The sequence below is a fragment of the Nocardioides salarius genome (genome assembly GCF_016907435.1).
GTDB classification, from domain to species: domain Bacteria; phylum Actinomycetota; class Actinomycetes; order Propionibacteriales; family Nocardioidaceae; genus Nocardioides; species Nocardioides salarius.
Genome location: NZ_JAFBBZ010000001.1, coordinates 3,585,169 through 3,607,608 on the forward strand (window position 1 = coordinate 3,585,169; position 22,440 = coordinate 3,607,608).

General features: G+C 67.4%; 18 protein-coding genes and 1 pseudogene. 16 read left to right on the plus strand and 3 right to left on the minus strand.

Annotated features, from left to right (window positions below; all coding sequences use genetic code 11):
* Nucleotides 1-249 precede the first annotated feature (249 nt).
* From JOE61_RS17160 to JOE61_RS17175, 4 genes are all read left to right on the plus strand, one after another.
* Nucleotides 250-528, plus strand: a complete 279-nt coding sequence (locus JOE61_RS17160) for a metal-sensitive transcriptional regulator (protein WP_193670825.1) — start codon at nt 250-252, stop codon at nt 526-528.
* 83 nt (nt 529-611) lie between these two features.
* On the plus strand, nt 612-1,679 hold the full coding sequence (locus JOE61_RS17165) for a type II glyceraldehyde-3-phosphate dehydrogenase (protein ID WP_193670824.1): 1,068 nt from the start codon (nt 612-614) through the stop codon (nt 1,677-1,679).
* Nucleotides 1,680-1,928: 249 nt separating this feature from the next.
* Nucleotides 1,929-2,813, plus strand: a complete 885-nt coding sequence (locus JOE61_RS17170) for a DMT family transporter (RefSeq protein WP_227492309.1) — start codon at nt 1,929-1,931, stop codon at nt 2,811-2,813.
* A gap of 50 nt (nt 2,814-2,863) precedes the next feature.
* Nucleotides 2,864-6,070 (plus strand): beta-phosphoglucomutase family hydrolase, encoded by a 3,207-nt coding sequence (locus tag JOE61_RS17175; RefSeq protein ID WP_227492314.1) that lies wholly within the window; start codon nt 2,864-2,866, stop codon nt 6,068-6,070.
* On the opposite strand, the gene JOE61_RS17180 is transcribed toward JOE61_RS17175, so the two are convergent.
* A protein-coding gene (locus tag JOE61_RS17180) for an IS3 family transposase (RefSeq protein ID WP_193670822.1) occupies nt 6,028-7,289 on the minus strand; the annotation gives its coding sequence in 2 pieces (ribosomal slippage) (nt 6,028-6,941 and nt 6,941-7,289; 1,263 coding nt in all). The two genes, JOE61_RS17175 and JOE61_RS17180, sit on opposite strands and share 43 nt — an antisense overlap.
* Nucleotides 7,290-7,336: 47 nt before the next feature.
* On the opposite strand from JOE61_RS17180, the gene JOE61_RS17185 reads away from it, so the two are divergent.
* From JOE61_RS17185 to JOE61_RS17205, 4 genes are all read left to right on the plus strand, one after another.
* Entirely contained in the window at nt 7,337-7,972 is a 636-nt protein-coding gene (locus JOE61_RS17185) for a cytochrome b N-terminal domain-containing protein (RefSeq protein WP_193670821.1), read from the plus strand.
* A 507-nt stretch (nt 7,973-8,479) separates the two neighbouring features.
* On the plus strand, nt 8,480-11,611 hold the full coding sequence (locus JOE61_RS17195) for a heavy metal translocating P-type ATPase (protein WP_307823077.1): 3,132 nt from the start codon (nt 8,480-8,482) through the stop codon (nt 11,609-11,611).
* Nucleotides 11,612-11,702: 91 nt separating this feature from the next.
* On the plus strand, nt 11,703-11,984 hold the full coding sequence (locus JOE61_RS17200) for a metal-sensitive transcriptional regulator (protein ID WP_193670820.1): 282 nt from the start codon (nt 11,703-11,705) through the stop codon (nt 11,982-11,984).
* Nucleotides 11,985-12,107: 123 nt separating this feature from the next.
* Entirely contained in the window at nt 12,108-13,460 is a 1,353-nt protein-coding gene (locus tag JOE61_RS17205; protein WP_193670819.1) for an APC family permease, read from the plus strand.
* 277 nt (nt 13,461-13,737) lie between these two features.
* Here JOE61_RS17205 and JOE61_RS17210 read toward each other — a convergent pair whose 3' ends face one another.
* Nucleotides 13,738-14,778 carry an acetate/propionate family kinase gene (locus JOE61_RS17210; protein WP_193670818.1) on the minus strand — a complete coding sequence of 347 codons (1,041 nt, stop codon included), beginning with the start codon at nt 14,776-14,778 and terminating at the stop codon, nt 13,738-13,740.
* Nucleotides 14,779-15,085: 307 nt separating this feature from the next.
* On the opposite strand from JOE61_RS17210, the gene JOE61_RS17215 reads away from it, so the two are divergent.
* Nucleotides 15,086-15,388: a transposase gene (locus JOE61_RS17215; RefSeq protein ID WP_204797282.1), complete on the plus strand. Its 303-nt coding sequence runs from the start codon at nt 15,086-15,088 to the stop codon at nt 15,386-15,388.
* On the opposite strand, the gene JOE61_RS17220 is transcribed toward JOE61_RS17215, so the two are convergent.
* The gene (locus tag JOE61_RS17220) at nt 15,385-16,638 is read right to left on the minus strand and encodes an IS256 family transposase (protein ID WP_193670817.1); all 1,254 of its coding nucleotides are present in this window, start codon (nt 16,636-16,638) and stop codon (nt 15,385-15,387) included. The genes JOE61_RS17215 and JOE61_RS17220 overlap by 4 nt on opposite strands.
* Before the next feature lie 178 nt (nt 16,639-16,816).
* On the opposite strand from JOE61_RS17220, the gene JOE61_RS17225 reads away from it, so the two are divergent.
* The 7 genes and pseudogenes from JOE61_RS17225 (at nt 16,817) to JOE61_RS17255 (ending at nt 22,435) form a co-directional block, all read left to right on the plus strand.
* Nucleotides 16,817-17,329: a hypothetical protein gene (locus tag JOE61_RS17225; RefSeq protein WP_193670816.1), complete on the plus strand. Its 513-nt coding sequence runs from the start codon at nt 16,817-16,819 to the stop codon at nt 17,327-17,329.
* A gap of 541 nt (nt 17,330-17,870) precedes the next feature.
* A complete protein-coding gene (ltrA, locus tag JOE61_RS17230) occupies nt 17,871-19,331 on the plus strand; it encodes a group II intron reverse transcriptase/maturase (protein ID WP_307822747.1) in 1,461 nt (486 codons plus the stop codon).
* 107 nt (nt 19,332-19,438) lie between these two features.
* A pseudogene (locus JOE61_RS17235) lies at nt 19,439-19,927 on the plus strand (IS3 family transposase); the annotation flags it as partial.
* A gap of 6 nt (nt 19,928-19,933) precedes the next feature.
* On the plus strand, nt 19,934-20,560 hold the full coding sequence (locus JOE61_RS17240; RefSeq protein WP_193671181.1) for a DUF3152 domain-containing protein: 627 nt from the start codon (nt 19,934-19,936) through the stop codon (nt 20,558-20,560).
* A gap of 35 nt (nt 20,561-20,595) precedes the next feature.
* Nucleotides 20,596-21,069, plus strand: a complete 474-nt coding sequence (locus JOE61_RS17245; protein ID WP_204797283.1) for a hypothetical protein — start codon at nt 20,596-20,598, stop codon at nt 21,067-21,069.
* Between the two features lie 360 nt (nt 21,070-21,429).
* A complete protein-coding gene (locus tag JOE61_RS17250) occupies nt 21,430-21,681 on the plus strand; it encodes an SHOCT domain-containing protein (protein ID WP_193671178.1) in 252 nt (83 codons plus the stop codon).
* Nucleotides 21,682-22,033: 352 nt separating this feature from the next.
* On the plus strand, nt 22,034-22,435 hold the full coding sequence (locus tag JOE61_RS17255; protein ID WP_193671179.1) for a DUF302 domain-containing protein: 402 nt from the start codon (nt 22,034-22,036) through the stop codon (nt 22,433-22,435).
* Nucleotides 22,436-22,440: the final 5 nt, after the last annotated feature.

Consider the following 22,440-nt stretch of genomic DNA (forward strand, 5'->3'; position numbering starts at 1 on the left):
AAGCCGCTGCGAGGATCCGATGTACCTCTTGTGAAGATCCCCGGGCTGGCTGCCGTCACCCCGGTGTTTCCATGACGGCATGGCCGAGCTGCGGCCGGTTCTTCATCGAACCTTCACCGGTGCCACGGCAAGCCCTTCACCGGACCACGGTTATCTGGCAGGCACAAGACATACCGCACCCGGGTACGGCCCATCGACACCCGCGGACGTCTGCGGGTGTGGTGCACGCCGGGTGGGAGGAGAGCTGCCATGACGGGTGACAGCGCGCAGCGGGAGCTGATCAACCGGCTGAGCCGGATCGAGGGTCAGGTGCGGGGGATCTCCCGGCTGGTGGCAGAGGACACGTACTGCATCGACATCCTCACCCAAGTGTCCGCGGCGTCACGTGCCCTGCAGTGTGTGGCGCTGCTGCTGTTGGAGGACCACATCGAGTACTGCCTGCTCGACGCGGCGAGAGCCGGCGGCGCGGAGCGCGAGGACAAGCTCAAGGAGGCCTCGGCGGCGATCGGCCGGCTTGTCCGGAGCTAGCGGCACCGGCACCTGAGCTCAGCGCCGCTCCACCAACCCCAGCGGTACCCGCACACCAACCGATCAGAAGAAGGAGAAGTCCCATGACTGAGAACATGATTCGCGTCGCGGTCAACGGCTACGGGGTGATCGGCAAACGGGTCGTCGACGCGGTCCGCGCCATGCCGGACATGGTGCTGGTCGGCGTCGCCGACGTGATCGGGGACTGGCGGATCCGCACCGCGGTCGGGCAGGGCATCGCGGTGTTCGCGGCGACCGGTCAGGGCGAGGCCGCGATGCGTGCCGCCGGTGTACCCGTGGCCGGGAGCCTGGAGGACTTGCTCGGGGTCGTCGACGTGGTGGTGGACACGACCCCGAAGAGGGTCGCCGCGACCAACCTGGCGACCTACCGGGCGGCCGGAGTCAAGGCGGTGTTCCAGGGCGGTGAGGCTCACGCCACCACCGGGCACTCCTTCGTGGCGCAGGCCAACTACGCCAGCGCGGTCGGGCGCGACATGACCCGGGTGGTGTCGTGCAACACCACCAGCGTGGTGCGGGTGCTGGGAGCGTTGCAGGACGCCGGCCTGCTGGCCCGGGCGCGTGGCGTGCTGATCCGGCGGGCCACCGACCCGGGGGAGTCCCACCTGGGCGGGGTGATGAACACCGTGGTGCCCGAGGCCTCCATTCCTTCCCATCAGGGCCCGGACGCACTCACCGTGCGACCGGACCTGGACGTGGTGACGATGGCCGCGAAGGCCGCGCACACCCAGACCCACAACCACTACTGGACCCTGCAGCTGACCCGTCCGGCCAGCCGGGAGGAGGTGCTCGAGGCGTTGCGGGCCGCGCCCCGGATTGCGTTCATCAAGATGACGGACGGACTGGCCGCACTGAACACCACCGTCGAACTGATGCGAGATCTCGGACGGCCCCGCGGCGACATGTGGGAGGTCGCGGTCTGGGAGGACGTCTTGGCCGTGCAGGACGATGAGGCGTTCTTGACCTACCAGGTCTACAACGAAGCGATCGTGGTCCCCGAGACCATCGACGCGATCCGGGCGTTGACCGGCAGCGTGCCCGACGGCCCGACCTCGATCGCGATGACCGACCAGGCTCTGGGCATGCGCCGGGAGTTCCTCCCCGTTCTGGACCAGGCGGTCACCGGCGCATGAGGACCAAGAAATGGCGCAGCCCCACTTCGATGCCTGGGCTCTCGATCATCATCGCGGTCGACGCACTGCACCCGAGCCGGCTCCGGCTGCCGTCGACGCCGCCGGCTGGTGCGGCCGATGCGCCGGACCGCCGAGAGCCGGCACGCGCCAGCAGCCGCTGACCACGATCCGACCATGCCTGCCTCGAGCACCACCAACCCGCTCGCCGAACCCGTACCCGGTGCGCCGGGGCGGCCCCGGCCGAGACGGATGCTGCTGGTCACCGCTGCGTGGGGTTCGTGCTTCGTGGCCATCGAGTGGGGGCTACGGGACGCGCCGGTGCTGTGGTTCGCCGCCCTGCGCGGGCTGGTGGCCGGAATAGCGCTGCTGCTGCTCGCCGCCGCCCAGCGGCGTCCAGCACCGCCGGGGCTCCGGGCCTGGGGACAGATCACCCTGCTGGGCCTGGTCAACGGCACGATCGCGTTCGCGGCGATGTTCGTCGGTGTCGCGGGGGCAGCCACGGGCACCGCCGCGGTGCTGGCGAACGCGCAGCCGCTGCTCATCGTGCTGCCGGCATGGTGGCTGTACGGGGAGGCGCTGTCGCGGCGGACCGTGATCGCGCTGGTGGTCGGCTTCGCCGGCCTGGTCCTGGTCGCGGTGCCGGGAGGTGGCGGGGACGGAGCGCTGATGTCGCTGACGGCGGCGACGGCGATCACGGCCGGAACGCTGCTGTCCCGCCGGCTGGGTGGGCTGGATGTGATCGTGGTCACCGGCTGGCACTTCGTGATCGGCGGTGTAGCCGGCGCGGTGCTCGCCGCCGTGGTGGAGGGTGCCCCGGTCATCGCGTGGACGCCGCGGTTCGTGGTCGTGCTGGCGTTCTTGTCCCTGGTCGGCACGGCTGCTGCGTTCGTGGTGTGGTTCACGGAGGTCCAGCGTGCCCGGCTGGACCTGCTGAGCGCCTGGACGTTCCTGACCCCCGTGGTCGGCATCGCCCTCGCCGCGCTCCTGCTGAGGGAGCGACCGGACGGGTGGACCGCGGTCGGGCTGTTCACGGTGCTGGTGGCCCTGGGGGCCATCCTGCGACCGTCGCCGAGTCACGTCCAGCCGGTTCCCCTTGACCACACCGACGCACCTTCAGAGGTGGAGAAGAGATGACCAACCCGCTACCGACACCCGAGGCGACCGGCCCGACGCCCACCGGTGCCATGCCGCCGCAGGACGCGGTGATCTTCGACATGGACGGCGTGGTCACCGACACCGCCGCGATCCACGCGAAGGCGTGGAAGCGGCTGTTCGACGCGGTACTGGGCGACGACCGGGCCAGGACAGGCACCGGAGGTACGCCGCGGCCCTTCGACACGGACGCCGACTACCGCCGCTACGTGGACGGGCGGTCCCGGGAGGACGGGGTCGCGGCCTTCCTCGCCGCCCGCGACATCGACCTCCCCGCCGGGACCCCGCAGGACCCGCCGGGAAGCTGGACCGTGCACGGCCTGGCCGCCCGGAAGAACGAGATCTACCGCGAGCTTCTCGCCGAGCACGGGGTACGGGTGTTCGCCGGCACCGTGGAGCTGCTGCACAGGCTGCGGGCCGGCGGAGTGCCGGTCGCCCTGGTCACCGCCAGCCGCAACGCGGAGGCGTTGCTCGCCGCCGCCGACCTCGACCGGGTGTTCGATGTCGTGGTGGACGGGGAGTCCGCCGCCGAGTCCGCGCTCCCGGGCAAACCGGACCCGGCCACCTTCGTCGAGGCCGCCCGCCGCCTCGGAGTGGCCCCGGGCAGGGCCGCGGTGGTCGAGGACGCAGTCGCCGGGGTGCAGGCGGCCCGCCGCGGCGGCTTCGGGCTGGTGGTGGGGGTGGACCGGTCCGGGCACCGGGAGGCGCTGGAAGCCGCCGGCGCCGACCTGGTGGTCGAGGACGTCTCCCAGCTGGACCTCGGCGCACTACGAGCCGACCCGTGGCTCCTGGTCTACCAGGGGTTCGACCCCGCACACGAAGGACACCGAGAAGCGCTGACCACGCTCGGCAACGGCTACCTCGGCACCCGAGGTGCGGCCCCCGAGCGAGCCGCGGACGGCGTGCACTACCCGGGCACCTACCTGGCCGGGGTCTACAACCGGCTCACCTCCACCGTGCACGACCGGGAGGTGGAGGACGAGCACCTCGTGAACGCCCCGAACTGGCTGTGCCTGGACGTGCGCACCGGCGAGGACCCGTGGTGGTCCCAGGGTGGGTTAGTGGTGTCCGCCGAGTGTCGGGAGCTGGACCTGCGTCGCGGTGTGCTGACCCGGCATGCGGTGCTCACCGACCCCGCCGGTCGGCGGCTAAGGCTGACCCAGCGCCGGCTGGTGTCGATGGCCCGCCCACACCTGGCCGCACTGGAGACCACCCTGGTCGCCGACGGCTGGAGCGGCACGGTGACCATCGCCAGCAGCATCGACGCCGGCGTAAACAACCGCAACGTCGCGGAGTACCGGCCGCTGGCCGACCAGCACCTGCGCACAGTCTCCACCGAGGAGGTAGATCCGAGCACGTTGCTGGTGGATGTCGAGACCACCCAGAGCCGGGTCCGCCTTGCGATCGCCGCCCGAACCATGGTGAACGGAACCGCTGTGACCGGCACCGAGGCCACTAGTTCAGGCACCGCGAAGGAGGAGGTGTCGGGGCGCCGGTTCGAGCTGGCGCTGGAGGACGGGGTGCCGGTCACGGTGGACAAGACAGTGGCCGTCTTCACCTCCCGGGACCGGGCGATCTCCTCGCCCCGGCTTGCGGCGCTGCAGGAGCTGGCCTGGGTCCCGGGCGGGCTTGGCGACCTGCTGCCCGCCCATGAGGCGGCCTGGCAGCAACTCTGGGACCGGTTCGCCATCGAGCTGGACGCGGACCGGCAGACCCAGCTGACGCTGAATCTGCACCTGTTCCACCTGCTGCAGTCACTGTCCCCTCATACCGTCGACCTCGACGCCGGGGTGCCGGCCCGGGGCCTGCACGGGGAGGGCTACCGCGGGCACGTGTTCTGGGACGAGCTGTTCGTGCTGCCGGTGCTCACCACGCACCTGCCCTGGGTCACCCGGGCGCTGCTCGACTACCGGCATCGACGTCTCGATGCGGCCCGCCGCGCCGCCACCGCCGGAGGGCTCGCCGGCGCGATGTTCCCCTGGCAGAGCGGCAGCGACGGCCGGGAGGAGACCCCCAGTCAGCTGTACAACCTGCGCTCGGGTCGGTGGATGCCCGACAACTCCCGGCGCCAACGTCACGTCGGGCTCGCGGTCGCCTACAACGCCTGGCAGTACTACCAGACCACCGGTGACGTCGCCTGGCTGGCCCACCGCGGCGCCGACCTGGTCATCGAGGTGGCCCGGCTGTTCACCAGCCTGGCCACCTACGACGGTGACGAAGACCGCTACCACATCGATGGGGTGATGGGCCCCGACGAGTACCACGACGGCTACCCCGACACCCCCGGCCAGGGACTGCGGGACAACGCCTACACCAACGTGCTCACCGCCTGGGTCTGCCGGCGCGCCGTGGACGTTCTGGACCTGACGGCCGGGCACGACTGCGACGAGCTGCGCACCCGGCTGAACATCCGGCCCGACGAGCCGGACCGGTGGGAGCACCTGAGTCGCCGCCTCACCGTGCCTTTCCACGAGGGGGTGATCAGCCAGTTCGCCGGCTACGAAGCCCTGGCCGAGCTGGACTGGGACCACTATCGGGAGACCTACGGCAACATCGGCCGGCTCGACCTGATTCTCGAGGCCGAGGGAGACACCACCAACCGGTACAAGCTCGCCAAGCAGGCCGACGTCCTCATGCTCGCCTACCTGTTCGGCCCCGACGGGCTCGCCGAGATGCTCCGCCGACTGGGCTACCCGACCGATCCCGGCCTGGTCGGCGACACTGTGGACTACTACCTGGCACGGACCGCGCACGGCTCCACCCTGAGCCGGGTGGTGCACGCCTCGGTCCTGGCGCGCATGGACCCCGCCCGGGGCTGGCAGACCTTTCGCGAGGCGCTGGCCGCCGACCTGGACGACACCCAGGGCGGCACCACCCGGGAAGGGATCCACCTTGGGGCGATGGCCGGGTCCATCGACATCATCACCCGCGCCTTCGCCGGGGTGCGCATCGAGGGCGATGAGGTGGTGTTCGACCCACACCTGCCCGACGGGTTGCGGTCGGCGCGCTTCACCCTGGTCCATCGAGGCCAACGGCTGCGGGTGGTGGTCACCCCGGACCGGGTGGAAGTGCAGACCGACCGATGTGCCACCAACCCGCAGGTCCGGATCCGGGTAGGAGGCACGATCCTGACTGTGCCGGCAGGCCAGCGGGTGGTGGTTGGGCCCTACCCCCGGTTCGTGGACACGGGGTGTGATTACGCAGCGGTTGGCAGCGTAGCGGCGCGGCGGTCCTCGTAGGTGGAGGGGGATAAGTAGCCGCACCAGGTGTGACGCCGGCGGGTGTTGTAGCGAACGAGCCACCTGAAGACCTGCCGACGACAGGTCAGCTCGTCGCTCCAGCACGCGGCGTCTTGGAGAACCTCGCGCTTCATCGTGGCGTTGAACGACTCAGCGAGCGCGTTGTCGGCCGAGGAGCCAACGGCGCCCATGGACTGGGTGACGCCGAGCTTCTCGCAGAGCTTGGCGTAGTCCTTCGAGCAGTAGACCGACCCGTGGTCGCTGTGAAACACGGCGCCCTTGAGGCTGCCCCGGGTCGCGGCGGCGGCCTTGAGGGCGTCCTCGACGAGTTCGGTGCGCATGTGGTCGGCGACCGCCCAGCCGGCGAGGCGACGGGAGTAGCAGTCGATCACGGTGTCCAGGTACAGGTTCGTCCCGTCGGCCAGCGGCAGGTAGGTGATGTCCCCGACGTAGCGCTGGTTCGGGGCTGGGGCGGTGAAGTCGCGCTTGAGGAGGTCGGGGTACTTCTGGCCCGACGGCTCGGGGGTCGTGGTCCGCACCCGACGCTTCTTCACGTAGCCACGGATGCCCTCGAGCCGCATCACCCTGGCCACGCGCTTGTGGTTCACGCGCTCACCGCCAGGCGCGTTGTCGTTGAGCTCAGCGGTAATCCGTGGCGCCCCGCAGGTCTTGTCCTCGGCGTGGGCCGCCCTGATCCGCGTCGCGAGCTCGGCATCGGCGCGGGCGCGCTCCTGGCGTGCGGGGGCGGCCTTGAGCCAGGCGTAGTAGGACGAGCGCTCGATCTCGACGAGCTCGCACAGTCGCTTCACCTCGAAGGTGGCGGAGTTGTCTGCGACGAACTGGAAGCGACTCACCAGCGCGTCTCCCCGGCGAAATACTTGGCCGCCCGCTGGAGAATCTCCCGCTCGGTCGTGAGCTTCGTCGTCTCGACCTCCAGCTCACGCACTCGGGCTTCGAGCCGGGCGACCTTCTGCTCAGGGGTCTCGTTCCCTGACTCTGGTGCGGTCGACGTGGTGGTCTTGGACTGCAGCGGGCTGGAGGTCAGCGTCCCGTCAGCAGCGGTCTTCTTGCCGGTCCCGTACGCATCGAGCCAGTGGCGCAGCGTGCCCCGCACGATGCCCAGCTCCTCAGCGATACCGCGGACCGTGGCCCCCGGCGTGGACTCGTACAAGTCGACGGCCTGACGACGGAACTCCTCGGAGTAGTTCTTCCTGGCCATAGTTCTCGGATCATCTCGCTTCCCCAGCAGCAGATGCTGGATTCAGCGTGTCCACGAACCGGGGTCAGGCCCCCAACCTTGAGATCGGCAAACTGCTCGGCGGTGCCGGCTGGTGGTTCTCCCCCGATTTAGCTGGTCAAATCTCGATCCTGGTCCGGTTGTACGCCGCGCACGTGGTCATCGTGCCCGGCCTGATCCTCGTGCTCGCGACGTTGCACGCCCTGCTGGTCAAGAAGCACAAGATCTCACCGCACCCCTCGCTACCCACCGATGATTCCGGCAACCAAGCGCCGGAGGATGAGCCGACGGAGCCGTTCACCCATCACCTGCGCAGGATCGCCGCCTTCGGGACAGTGCTGCTGGGTCTCCTAGGTGTCCTTGCGGTTCTGGTGCCACCGACAATAGGGCCGCCGCCGGTCGCCGGCATCGAGGTCACCAGACCACCCTGGAACTTCTGGTGGATGTTCACCCTGGAGAACTGGATCGGCCTGCCCGGGATCCTCTACGGCGAACTGATCTTCTTCGCCCTCCTGGTGATCCTGCCGTTCGTTGATCGCAACCCCAACCGCTACTGGCGCAAGCGCCCGGTGTCCATGACCATCGCCCTAGTGATCCTGCTCGTCGTGGTCGCCCTGACCGTGCTGATGGCCGTCACCCCGACCCAGCAGCATCTTGGGATGTAGTTCACCCTCGTGATCAGGCGCGCGGACCCAGTGGCGAGTGGACCAGTAGGTCGGGCGCACCGCCGGTTCTGGATCCTCCTCGGGGTCGCTGTCCTGGCCGGCGGAGCCATGAGCGCAGCCCTTGCAGCCACACCCGGCCCCATGATCGGGCTGGGTGTCGCCGTGAGCGGTCTGGTCCTGATCGGATCCGTGGCCGCCGCCGCGCGGATCATGCTCGCCCTGGATCGTGTACGACAACGCGCACGCGAACGGTCCGCACGCTGACCGGGGCTCAACCTGTTGGTGTTGGTGTTGGTGTTGGTGCTGGTGCTGGTAGCGGTGACCGGCTGACAGCAAGCCCCGAGGGCTTTACTCGACCTTCACTCGTTGAGGGGGGCCACCTTCACGTTCGGGCGCTGAGATGAGATGTACCCTCCAGGGGTGTGTCAGCCCCGTTGCAGACCTAAGACGAGGTTCGCGTCCCGGGAGTCGAAAGTTGACGGCGGGGCAAAGACGAGGGAGGTAGTTGTGAGTGGGATCGAGATCGTCGTCGTTGCTGCCGCGGTAGTGCTGACGGGCGTGCTGGCCTGGTTCTTCTTCGGCCCGAAGAAGTCGCGTCAGGCAGCTCTTCGCGAGGGCGTCCAGGAGGTTCGAGTCACTGTCAGGGGCGGCTACAGTCCCGATGTCATCGAGGTGGCCCCAGGCGTCCCGGTACGTGTGCTGTTCGACCGGCAGGAGAGCGGTGACTGCTCCTCGAGGGTGGTCTTTCCCGACTTCGGGGTGAACCAGCTGCTCCCGGCCTACCAGACCACGGTCGTGGAGTTCATCCCGAGGACGCCGGGCACCTTCGGCTTCGCCTGCGGGATGAACATGCTGCACGGGCGGATCCGGGTCCTCGACGAGGCCACGTCCCAGTTGTTGCCGGACGCCCGGCTCCTTGGCGTGGTCGCCGGCGAATCGGTTCAACCCGGACGTGCTGACCTCTTGGGTTCGGAGCCCGCCGACCACGGCGCCGGAGTCGGACTGGGGGTCGGTGAGAGCGTTCAGGAGGAGGAGGTCCTGGTCCAGGGCGGGTATCACCCGAGCGCGGTGGAGGTCGAACCCGCGGCGCCGATTCGCCTGGTGTTCGACCGGCAGGAGTCATCGGCCTGTTCTGAACGGCTGGTCATCGCCGAGCTCGGCGTTGACGTCGAACTGCCGGAGGGACAACGTACGGTCGTTGACCTGCCGCCTCTGGGTGCGGGGACCTATGAGTTCCGTTGTGGGATGGGGATGCTGCACGGCGAGATCCGAGTCGGCGTAGCCGATGGTGAACTAAGGTCAGCAGAACCGGTCGTAGCCACTGGTCAAGGCGAGAGCGACGCCCCTGAGGCGAGTCCGCAGCTGGCGTCGCTGGCCGATACCGACGACGTCGAAGAGCGCGAACGCAACGTCGAGATCGCGGACCTCAAGCGCCGGGTGCTCTGGGGCGCGCTGCTGAGCGCACCAGTGGCGCTGGCGGTGATGGGGGCCGAGCTGTTCGGGTTCTCCTGGATCCCGGACCTGCTGATGAACCATTGGCTGCAACTGGCTCTGATCACCCCGGTCATGGTCTATACGGGCTGGCCCATCCACCGCACGGGCTGGCTGGCCCTGTCCCATCGCGGCGCAGACATGAACTCACTGATCACGCTCGGCACGATCGCGGCCTACGGTTTCAGCCTGGTGGTGACCGTGGCTCCCGGCGCTTTGCCGACAGAAGCCCGCCAAGTTTACTTCGAGGCGGTCGGGGTGATTCTGACGCTGATCCTTCTGGGTCGGCTCATGGAGACCAAGGCCAAGGCCGGCACCGGTGAGGCCATCCGGACCCTGATTGGTCTCCAGCCGCGCACCGCCCGCGTCATCCGGGGCGGCCACGAGGTGGAGGTCGGGGTGGAGGAGGTCGAACTCGGCGACGTCGTGGTGGTCCGTCCGGGGGAGAAGCTACCGGTAGACGGTGAGGTCGTCGACGGCTCCTCGGCTGTCGATGAGTCGATGGTTACTGGCGAGCCGTTCCCGGCCCTCAAAGGTGCCGGTGACACCGTCATCGGCGCGACCATCAACCAGACCGGCGCCTTCCGCTACACCGCGACCAAGGTCGGCGCCGAGACGATGCTCGCCCAGATCATCAACTTGGTGCGGCAGGCTCAGGGCTCCCGAGCTCCGATACAACGACTGGCCGACCGGGTCTCGGGCATGTTCGTGCCCGCCGTCATCGCGGTTGCCATCTGGACGTTCGTGGCCTGGTTCCTTCTCGGACCGACCCCGGTCTACATCTTCGGGTTGGTCGCCGCGGTGTCCGTGCTGATCATCGCCTGCCCCTGCGCGCTGGGGCTGGCCACCCCGCTGTCGATCACGGTGGGTACCGGCAAAGGCGCAACGGCTGGGATCCTGATCCGTTCCGCCGAGGCTCTGGAGACCGCACACAAGCTCGACACCGTCGTGCTCGACAAGACCGGCACCATCACCAAGGGAACACCGGCGCTGACCGACGTCCTGCCAGCCGTCGGCTTCACCGCGGACGAGTTGTTGAGCGCGGTCGCAGCGGTCGAGCGCTCTTCGGAACACCCTCTCGCCGCCGCCATCGTGGCCGGTGCCCGAGAGCGTGACGCCGAGATGGTCTCAGCCACCGAGTTCGACTCGATCACGGGCCAGGGCGTTCGAGCGCTCATCAACGGGCGCCCAGTCCTGGTGGGAAACCGACGCCTGCTGGAGGGAGCCGGAATCGACGCCGACCCGTTGGCCGGGGACTCACAACGGCTGGCCACCGATGGCAAGACCCCCATGCTGGTGGCCATCGACGGCGTCCCGGCCGGGGTGATCGGGGTAGCTGACACTCTCAAGGAGGGATCCGCTGCGGCGATCGCGGCACTGCAGTCTCGGGGAATCGACGTGGTGATGATGACTGGGGACAATCGTGCCACCGCGGCAGCGATCGCGCGCCAGGTCGGTATCGGCAGGGTCGTGGCCGAAGTTCTGCCCGAGCACAAGGCCCGCGAGGTCAAGCGCCTGCAGAGCGAAGGGCGAGTGGTCGGGATGGTCGGAGACGGCATCAACGACGCACCCGCACTTGCGCAGGCCGATGTCGGCTCCGCCATCGGCACCGGCACGGACGTGGCCATCGAGTCGTCGGACATCACCTTGATCAGCGGGGCTCTGTCAGGTTTGGTGAACGCGATCGACCTGTCTCGGGCGACGATGCGCAACATCCGCCAGAACCTGGTCTTCGCCTTCGTCTACAACGGGCTCGGCATCCCCGTGGCCGCGGGCGTGCTGTATCCCGCGTTCGGGCTGGTACTCAGCCCGATCATCGCCGCGGGGGCGATGGCGCTGTCCTCGCTGTCGGTGGTGGCCAACGCCAACCGGCTGCGGACCTTCACACCTCCGTCGGTACCCGCCGACGTCGTTGTTGCTGGCATCGACCCAGTTGTCGAGATCGGCGGCGACCGTTCGGAGGAGCAGGCAACGCCCCCGACCACCCCTACGAGGACGGAGCCGACCGTCGACCCAGTGTGTGGGATGAGCATCGAGCAGGCCGGGGCGGCGGTCAGCATCGAGCACCACGGCGCGACGTATCACTTCTGTTCACAGCACTGCGCCACAGCTTTTGGGAAGGAGCCGAGTCGCTACGCGCAGGCCTAACAGACATCCGGGCGCCCCCCTGGAGGGCGCCCACCCGGGGGCCGACATACCCAGTTGGCCCGACGCAGCGTCAGAGAAGGAGAGTGGAGCGATGGCCGCAACTAGCGTGGCCCGCAGCTCGTTGATCCTGCGGCTCAAGCGGGTTGAGGGACAGGTGCGTGGCATCGCCCGAATGGTCAACGATGACCGGGACTGTATCGACATCCTTACCCAGCTCTCCGCCGCAGACCAGGGCCTTCGCAGCGTCGCGGTCGGGCTCCTGGACGAGCATGTCGCGCAGTGCCTGGTCGCAGCAGGGGACGCCAGCGAATCGCACAGAGCCACCAAGCTTCGAGAAGCCCATGACGCCATTGTCCGGCTGGCCCGACATTGACCGGCCCGCTATGGACGGCCGGCGCGCGATCTCCACGCAACGAACCGCCCCGCTATTCCCAGTCATGTCTGAGACGGGATCGGATGGAGTGGCTGCCGAACCGACCACGAAGGAGGACTTGTGATGCAGACCAATCCCCGAGCCGCTGACGACCACCAGTCACCGGAGGATGCGCCCGGCAGCCTGACCCTGGTCGGGGCAGTTTCCCTGGGCACCGGCGTCATGATCGGCGCGGGCATCTTCGCGCTCACCGGGCAAACCGCCCGGCTTGCCGGCAACTGGTTCCCGGCGGCGTTCGTCGCTGCGGCAGTGGTCGTCGCCCTCAGTGCGTACTCCTACGTCAAGCTGTCCAACGCCTACCCGTCCTCGGGAGGTGTTGCCAAGTTTCTCCGTGAGGAGTACGGCCCGGGTGCGGCGACGGGCGTGTTCGCGATCTTGATGTACGTCTCCATGGTGATCAGCCAGAGCCTGGTGGCCCGCACCTTCGGCGCCTACGTGCTGCAGATCGTCGGCCTCGAACCAGTTTCGCTGTGGGTGCCGGTCTTCGCCATCGGGCTGCTCGCCACCGCATTCGTTGTCAACGTTGCCGGCAACCGGGCCATCGAGGTCAGCCAACGATCGATGGCGGCGGTGAAGATCATCGGTCTCGGTGTTTTCGCGGTCGTCGGCCTCTGGCTTGCCTCTGGTGCCAACTTCACGAATGGGACGAGTGCAGCGGGGCTCGATACCTCCGCTGAGGGGTTCCTTGCTGCGGTCGCGCTGGCGATCCTTGCCTACAAGGGCTTCACCACGATCACCAACAGCGGCGGTGACATCGTCGATCCGCACCGCAACACCGGCAGAGCGATCGTGATCGCGCTGGGCATATGCACCGTCGTCTATTTGGCTATCGCCACGGCCGTGGCCGGCAACCTCAGCCTGCCGGAGATCCTCGCCGCCGAGGACTTCAGCCTGGCCGAGGCCGCTCGGCCTGCTCTCGGTGGGGCCGGGGTGTGGTTCACGGTCAGTTTGGCCATTGTCGCGACAGCATCAGGTGTGATGGCCAGCATCTTCGCGTCGTCGCGGCTACTGGCGATGCTCACCCGCATGAAGCAGGTGCCACATCGGGACTTCGGCATGCCCGGCACGGTGCGTATCCACGCCACGGTCTACACCGTCGCATTCGCCATGGCACTAGCCGCCACGTTGGACTTGAGTAGGATTGCAGCCCTTGGAGCCATCTACTACCTGATCATGGACATCGCCATCCATTGGGGGTTGCTCACCAGGCTCCGCGACCGGATCGACTTCAACCCGGCGATCGTGATTGCCGCCATCGTCCTCGACGTGGTCGTTCTTGCAGCATTCGTCTGGGTCAAGGCTGCCGACGATGCGTTGAGTCTCTACGTCGCCGGTGCGGGCATCGTCGTCATCGTCGCCGGTGAGCGTCTCTTGATGCGCTCCCACACTCGTGCCGACGGCACCATGGACATGTAGGCCAACTGGGGTCGTTCCTGGAATCACAGGCTCAAGCGGAGGTAGCCACTCGACATCCACGACGACGCCCGCGGAGAACGATCAAGGCGACGGGAGGTCCGTGAGCCTCAGCCCGGAGCGACAGTGACCAGCCGTCAACGAACCCTGGACGCGGCAAGAATCCCGGGGGTTTGGGGGCTCAGCTTCCGAGGGACCTCGGCTCTGATTGAGATCTGGCCCGAATGGCTCCGGATCAGCTGGCCCCGCAGTGATAGGCAGTCAGTTGGCCGTCGGGCACTCAGGCGAGGGTTCTCAGGCTCCTCGCTACCTCCGTGAACATCTGGCGGTCTTCACGAGCATGCACGAGGAAGGTGCGCACGGTCGCGCCAACTGCAGTGAGCTCGGATCCGTCGACAGAGTCCCGGTGGGCGACGATTTTCACCCCGAGCCAACGGAGTCGGTCGCAGATGAGGGCCCGGAGCGGAGCAGAGTTCTCTCCGATCCCGCCTGTGAAGACAAGCGCGTCGATGCCTTCCAGGTCCGCAACGCAGCCGCCGAGCAGCCGGACGAGGCGGCCGACGTAGACCTCCAGGGCCAGCTCGGCAGCGGTGTCGTCGGTTTGAGCCCGGCGCAGGACCTCACGCATGTCGGCGGTGCCGCAAAGGCCGAGCAGGCCGCTCTCGCGTTCCAGCACGTGGTCGAGATCCTCGTCCGTGTGCCGGGCCAACCACAACAGCGCCCCCGGGTCGAGCGAGCCACTGCGGGTGGCCATCACCAGCCCGTCGAGCGGGGTGAAGCCCATGGTGGTGGTTACGCTGCGACCGGACAGCAGTCCGCAGAGGGATCCGCCCCCGCCCAGGTGAGCCACGAGGACTCGCTCTGCCTCAGGGGCGAGTTCGCTGACTCGGGCTCCCGCCCACGCGTGAGAGAGGCCGTGGAAGCCGTAGACGCGGATGCGTTCCCGCAGCCGCTGGGGGACAGCATAGGTGCGCGCCGCGACCGGGATGGTGGCGTGGAACGAGGTGTCGAAGCAGGCGAAGTGCGGCACCGATGGCAGGCGGCCCCGGCAGACATCGATGGCCTCGAGACTCGGCATTTGATGCAGCGGCGCGAGGTCGGCAAGCTCGGTGAGTTCCACTCGAACCGCATCGTCGATGACGACTGGTTCGGTCCGTTCCCCACCGTGAACGACTCGGTGGGCGACGGCATCGACTCCTGACCAAGCATTGATGTCGACAATCGCCGCGTCCAGTGAGTGGTAGCTCTGCTCGTCGCCGGTCTCGTCAAGGACGCTGACTTTGGTCGACGTCGATCCTGCGTTGACGGTTAGGAGACGCACACCGTCACCGTTGCCTCACGGATCGAGCCACTGCGAAGGTCCTCGTTCTCGGGAGTCACCCTGTGTGGCGGGGGGAAGGTATGCACCTCAGCATCGTCCCATGGGGATCAGCCGTGCCCGTGTGAACCGACGAGTACGTGCCCGTGCCGGCGCCGACGGTCCGGGGCAGGGTGCCTGCTTCTTCAGCGGATCTTCACTCAAGGTCGACAGGAACACCTCACTCGGCCGTTCATGATGTGGGACTGCTGCACGAGTAGGTGACATCTGATCTGTGGTGCCGAGAGGTGCCGCTGGAAGGATGTACACCGTGCCCAAGCCCTATCCCCAGGAGTTCCGTGATGACGTCGTGCGCGTCGCTCGGAACCGTGAGCCAGGCGTCCACCTCAAGCAGATCGCTGCTGACTTCGGAATCAGCGAGTCCTGCTTGACGGGGTGGATGAAGAAGGCCGACATCGAAGACGGCGCCACGTCCGGCCCGACGAGCGAGCAGGCTGCTGAGAACCGCGAGCTTCGTAAGCGGTTGCGGCTGCTGGAGCAGGAGAACGAGGGGTCAAGTCCACGGTCGTGGTGGATGAAGGGGCCACCGCGTGATCCGGTGGCTGCACTCTAGGCAGTGAATGCGGCGGGTGTCAGGTCCTCCTTCTCGATGGTGGTCTCGTCGGTGTTGATCAGGGCCATGCGGGAGCGGGCCAGGACGTCGAGTCCGAGGTAGCGGCGGCCTTCGATCCAGTCGTCGTGTTGCTCGGCGAGCACGGCGCCGATGAGGCGGATCGCGGAGGTCCTGTCGGGGAAGATCCCCACGACGTCGGTGCGGCGGCGGATCTCGCGGTTGAGCCTTTCGTTGGGGTTGTTGGACCAGATCTGGCGCCAGATCTCCTTGGGGAAGGCAGTGAACGCGAGGATGTCGGACCGGGCTTCGTCGAGGTGGTCGTGGACCTCGGGCAGCTTGTCGGCCACGGTGTCGAGGAGCTTGTCGAACTGGGCGTGCACGGCCTTGGCGTCGGGCTGGTCGTAGACCGAGTGCAGCATCGCTTTCACCCCGGGCCAGGAGGACTTCGGGCAGATCGCCATCAGGTTGGCCGCGTAGTGGGTGCGGCACCGCTGCCAGCTGGCGCCCTCCAAGGTCGCTCCGACGGCCGCGACGAGCCCGGAGTGGGCATCGGAGGTGACCAGCTTGACCCCGGACAGGCCACGGGCGTTCAGGCCGCGGAACAGGGTCAGCCAGCCGGCCTCGGACTCCGCGGAGCAGATGTCGAGTCCGAGGATCTCGCGGTGCCCATCAGCGTTGACGCCGGTCGCGACGAGCACGTGGGTGTTGACCACGCGGCCGCCCTCGCGGACCTTCATCGTCAACGCGTCCGCGGCCACGAACGTGTACGGGCCGGCGTCGAGGGGCCGGGTCCGGAAGTCCTCGACGTGGGCGTCGAGTTCCTTGGCCATCACCGAGACCTGCGACTTCGACAACCGGGTGATGCCGAGGGTCTCGACCAGCTTCTCCATCCGCCGTGTCGAGACCCCGAGCAGGTAGCAGGTCGCCACCACCGTGGTCAGCGCCCGCTCGGCCCGCCGGCGGCGCTCGAGCAGCCAGTCAGGGAAGTAGGACCCCTCGCGCAGCTTGGGGATCGCGACCTCCATCGTGCCGGTGCGGGTGTCGAAGTCCCGGACCCGGTAGCCGTTGCGGGAGTTGGTCCGTTCCGGGCTGCGCTCGCCGTAGGGAGCGCCGCAGATCGCGTCCGCCTCGGCCGACATCAACGCCTGCACGAACGTGGACAGCATCGATCGGAGAAGGTCGGGCTCGGCGCGCTGCAGGTGCTCGGCCATGAACGTGGGAAGGTCAATAGAGTTGGGGTCGACGGTCATCGTGGTGACTCCTTCAGTCGGACTTCGCAAGGTCTTCTGAAGGATCACGCGGTGGCCGTCGCTGTGTCAGGACGCCACGCTCACAGCGGGCCCGTCGTACACCACGTCCCTGGACTCAACTGAACGAGGTCCTGCGTCGTGCGGCGGCCTATCTCTCCCAGGCCAATCTGCCGGGAAAATGATGTACCCGCTCGTCCGTGAGCTGGCCGCCAAGGACGCCCCGATCCGGGTGCCCGTGACGGTGACGTGCCGGGTGCTCAAGATCGCTCGTCAGCCCTACTACCGCTGGTTGGCAGCACCGGTCAGTGACGCCGAGCTGGTCGAGGCCTACCGGGCCAACGCCTTGTTCGACGCCCACGGCGATGACCCCGAGTTCGGCTACCGCTTCCTGGTCGATGAAGCCCTCGAGGCGGGCGAGTCGATGGCGGCGCGGACCGCGTGGCGGATCTGCTCGAGCAACGGCTGGTGGAGCGCGTTCGGCAAGCCCAAGCGCGGCAAGGCCAAGAAGCCCGGGCCGCCGGTCCACGACGACCTGTGCGCCGTGGTCGACAAGCACGGCGTGACCCGCCACGAGTTCAACGCCGAGGCTCCCAACGAGTTGTGGCTGACCGACATCGAGCGCCACGAGGCGCTGCTGAACCGAGTGGGGGTGAGAGACCACCACCGTCGTGCTGTCGCAGCAGCACGGTGAAGCTGAGGGCAGCCCGAACCTCCGGGACGGGGGCGAGGGTGGAAGCAGCCCTGACAACGACGGGACGCGTCAGCACTGCCAGATGGCGCGGGTCCGGCTAGCAAGACGGGAAGGCGTACGTGAGGAACCAGCGGTTGAACGCCCCTCAAGAGAGCCTCCGGCTCGAACCTGGTGGATCAGGGCCGGTTAGCAGCGCGCACCCGCATCAGGCGCCTTCGGGCGTTCTGGTGCGGGGAACTCCTTGGCTGGGTGATGTCGCCAGCCGGGAGGCCGTGGTGAATGTCTGCGGCGTAGCCGCGGCGATGCTGCAGGGGCATAGCTGGGCGCCGACCCCGTCGAACGGTTCGACAGTGAACGTGGGAACCACCGCGACGATTCCCTCACCGGTCAGCAGCCTGTTGACCGGCGGGAAGGTCCGTCGCCGACCGATGTCGTCGCGGTGGGGCGGAGGGCCCGTAGTAGTCCGAGGCCGGGAAAGCCGGTCACATGGCGAAGGGGCCCAGCGTGTTCGCAGCATCAACGCGTTCGTAGGAGTGCGCTGGTGAACACCGGCGAACCGTCGCGCGTCGTCTTCCCCGAGCGGGAGGAAGCCGAGTGGCGGGTACTACGGATGCAGAAGAAGCTGCACCGATGGGCGACGGAGAATCCCGACCGTCGTTTCGATGACCTCGCCAACCTGGTCTACGACCCGGCCTTCTTGGTCGTGGCGTGGCACCGGGTTCGGGGGAACAAGGGAGCACGAACAGCAGGCGTCGACGGGGTCACCCCGCGCGGTGTCGGCTGGGCGGCGATGGATCTGTTGGCCGGGGTCCGCGAGGATCTGAAGGCAGGTAGGTTCGTGCCGTCGCCGGTGCGGCAGAAGACGATCCCCAAAGCGTCGGGCAAGGTCCGGTCGCTGGGGATTCCGACTGCTCGTGACCGGGTCGTGCAGGCTGCGTTGAAACTGGTGCTCGAGCCGATCTTCGAGGCGGACTTCAAGCCGTGTTCCTACGGCTTCCGTCCTCGTCGCCGCGCCCAGGACGCGATCGCTGAGATTCACTACCTCGCATCACCCACTCGCAACTATGAGTGGGTCTTCGAGGCCGACATCAAGGCGTGCTTCGACGAGATCGACCACACCGCGCTCATGGAGCGGGTGCGGCGACGTGTTGGGGACAAGCGGGTCCTGGGCTGGGTCAAGGCCTTCTTGCGGGCTGGCGTCCTCACCGAGGACGGCCTGAACCGCGAGACGATCACCGGCACACCTCAAGGCGGGATCCTGTCACCGCTGCTGGCCAACATCGCCCTGTCCGTGCTGGACGAGCACTTCACCGCTAAGTGGGAAGCGCTCGGCCCGGAATGGACACGCGCCAAGCATCGACGCGCCGGGGGTGCGGTCATGAAACTCGTCCGCTACGCCGACGACTTCGTGGTCCTCATCCACGGGCAACGCGCAGACGCCGAAGCGCTGTGGGACGAGGTTGGGGCGGTGCTCGCGCCGATGGGCCTGCGTCTGTCGGTCGAGAAGACAAGGGTCTGCCACATCGATGAGGGGTTCGACTTCCTCGGCTGGCGCATCCAGCGCCGTGCCTGGCGGAGCCGGACCGGCAAGAAGGCGATCTACACCTACCCGTCGAAGAAGTCGCTGACTTCGATCATCGACAAGGTGCGGACGCTGACACGTCGTGCAAGACATCGAACACTCGCAGACCTGCTGCGCCGGTTGAACCCGACGCTGCGGGGCTGGTGCACCTACTTCCGCCACGGTGTGTCCTCGCGGACCTTCGGCTACGTCGACCACTTCGCCTTCTGGCGGGTGGTGGGGTGGCTCCGCAAACGACACCTCGGGCTGAACATGCACACCCTGGTCCGGCGCTACCTGCCCGGATGGCACATCCATGCCGGAGGGATCGACATGTTCCGAGCCAACGCGTTCCCCATCGAGCGCTACCGCTACCGGGGCACCAAGATCCCGACACCATGGTCGAGTACAACAACGCCTCCTCCCCGCCCAGCGGCATGACCACGTGGAGAGCCGGATGCGGTGAGAGTCGCACGTCCGGTTCGGAGGGCGGGCCGGGGAAACCCACCAGTCGAGAGGCTGACAGGGCGCCCCGGTCCGACCCCTACACCGAGCACCGCACCGGCGAGGGCAAGCTGTACCTCTGCGCGATCAAGGACGTCTACTCCAACCGGATCGTGGGCTACTCCATCGACTCGCGCATGAAGTCCCGCCTGGCCGTCGCAGCGCTCAACAACGCGGTCGCCCGACGCGGCGACGTCGCCGGCTGCGTGGTCCACAGCGACCGCGGATCCCAATTCCGCAGCAGAAAATTCGTGCACGCGCTGAACCGCCACGCCATGGTCGGATCCATGGGCCGCGTCGGCGCCGCCGGCGACAACGCCGCCATGGAGAGCTTCTTCGCGCTCCTGCAGAAGAACGTCCTCGACCGGCGCTCCTGGGCCACCCGCGAAGAGCTCCGGATCGCGATCGTGACCTGGATCGAACGGACCTACCACCGACGACGACGACAAGCCTCGCTCGGCCGATTGACCCCCATCGAGTACGAGACCATCATGACCACGAACGAGACCACGACAACCACTCAGGCTGCGTGACCTGACCTGTCACCTACTCGTGCAGCAGTCCCGTCCGGGGAACCAGAGGCGCCACCGTCTTCGCGATCAACACCATCGGCCCTCGCATCCCCTCCCGCCACTGACCAAGTCGCCGAGGCAGGGAGCGGTCACTTCACGGTCGCGTCCGGCAGATCCAGACCGACAGGGAGCGGCGAGCTCGTCACCTACTCCGTCGAAGTGGAAGAAGGACTTCCGTTCGCTACGTCCAACGTCGCGCGCGAGATCGACCATGTGCTCGGGGACAGGCGCGGCTGGACCGCGATCATGTCCCGAACGGTTCAGCGTGTATCGAAGGACGCCACGTTCCGGATCCTCCTAGCGACGCCGGAAACGACGGATGCCCTGTGCGCGCCTCTGGACACCGACGGACGTCTGTCGTGCCGAAACGGACAGACGGTGGTCCTCAACGCGTGGAGATGGGCGAACGGCGCCACTGCGTATGGCGACAATCTCGACGGCTACCGCGTGTACATGGTCAACCACGAGTTCGGGCACGCTCTCGGCAACGGTCACGTCGCGTGTCCCAAAGCTGGAAGCCCGGCTCCGGTCATGGTTCAACAGACGAAGAGCCTTGAGGGCTGCACTTCCAATCCGTGGCCGACAGCCGGTTGAGCAACTACTATGACGCCTAGTCGAGAGGTGGGGGCATGTTGCTTGCGAGAAGAGTCACGATCGCAGGTATCGCTGCTGTCGTCACGGCACTCGTGATCGGGATTCCGACCGGGATCATTGAGACCTCGTTGTACCAACGAATGACCCCGGTGCTGTGGTGGAACTACCCGGTCTGGGTTCTCTCGGCATTGCTGACTGGCCTGCTCGTAGCTACCTACGTACGCGACCCGGCGCTTCCGGTGCCGGCGTCTCAGGGCGGCAAGACTCTTGTTGGGAGCATGCTGTCCCTCTTCGCGGTCGGTTGCCCGATCTGTAACAAGCTCGTGGTGATGGCGATCGGAGTAACAGGGGCGCTGAACTGGTTCGCTCCGATCCAGCCTGTGCTCGCCCTGGGCTCTCTCGGAGTGCTGGCCTACGCCCTGTGGGCACGTCGGCGCGCAGCCGTCGAATGCCGAATCGCCCGCGCCAGGAGACCCCAGGGAACGGCGCGCAACGCCGGGGTTGTCTAGTGCGCGGCTGGGTCTTGGGCTTCTTTGCTGCTCTGCTCCTCGCCGGTTTGGGCGGATGGCTGACCGTTGAGGGACTTGGGTGGGGCTCCAGCAGGGAAACCTCCCGAGCGTGGCCACGCTGGGACCGATCCTGGGTGGACTTGGCGTCGCACTTCTTCTTGTGACCGTCCGCAAGCGTTGAGCCGACTCCCAGGGAGCAAACCTAGGCCAGGCCCTCTTTCCGTCGCTCGGGCCGGAGGTCGGAAGACAGTCGGAACTCTTGCGGGACCTCTTTAACGAACCTTCACACAACCTCGACTGGACGGACCGGGCGCGACAGTCATGGTGAAGGTACCAAGACAAGTGAAGAAGGTGTTGACGATGACGGACTGGTACGGCAACGGCATGGGCACAGGAGGCTGGCTCGCCATGATCGCGATGATGACGATCTTCTGGGGCCTGGTCATCCTCGCCGGGGTGATGATCTTCCGCGGTAGCAGCAGAAGCCGTCTCGGGGGTAACACCCAGGACCGTGGCGCGCTCGAGATCCTCGATGAACGGTTCGCGCGGGGCGATGTCCACCGTGAAGAGTACGAAGCGCGCAGAGCCGCGCTCCGTGGGAGCGCACGCTGACCGACGACGACCTGGCCCGATCTCCTGATCGTCTCGAGGACTCGGGTTTCCGACGACTGATGAAGGAGAACAGGCTCGACATGTTCGGACAGAAGGGTCAACTACTCACACTGGGCGTCGGAGGCCTCGGTGACTTCGATTTCGGCCCCGGCATCGCCGGCTCCAAGGCCTGGATCGCCGCGTTCGTGGTCTTGCTCGTCCTTGCTTGGCTGGCCCGGTGGACGATACGTCCCGCACGACGTACGGCGCGAACCAAGCAGAGAGACGGCGCACACGAAACCGATCGCGCGAAGCCAGCAGTTGAGCCCAGCCGCGCTGGCAGGACACTAGCGAAGCAGACAAGGAGAGCCTGATGAACAGTTACACCATCACCACCACGATCAACAAGCCCTATGACGAGACTGTCGCTGCGGTCCGAGAGGCCCTGGGCGATCAGGGCTTCGGGGTGCTGACCGAGATCGACCTCAAGGCGTCTCTGAAGGAGAAGCTCGACGTCGACATCGACCCGCAGGTGATTCTCGGGGCCTGCCGGCCCCCGCTGGCCTACGAAGCCATCCAGGCCGAACCGTCGATCGCGGCACTACTGCCCTGCAACGTGGTCGTGCGCGCCCTGGACCACGAGACGACACTGGTCGAGGCGTTCGACCCGGATGCCATGATGGGCCTCGCTGACAACCCGGCACTGAGGAAGATCGCGAGCGATGCCAAAGAGCGTCTGGGCGCAGCCTTCGCGGCCCTCGACAACACGCAGTGAACCGT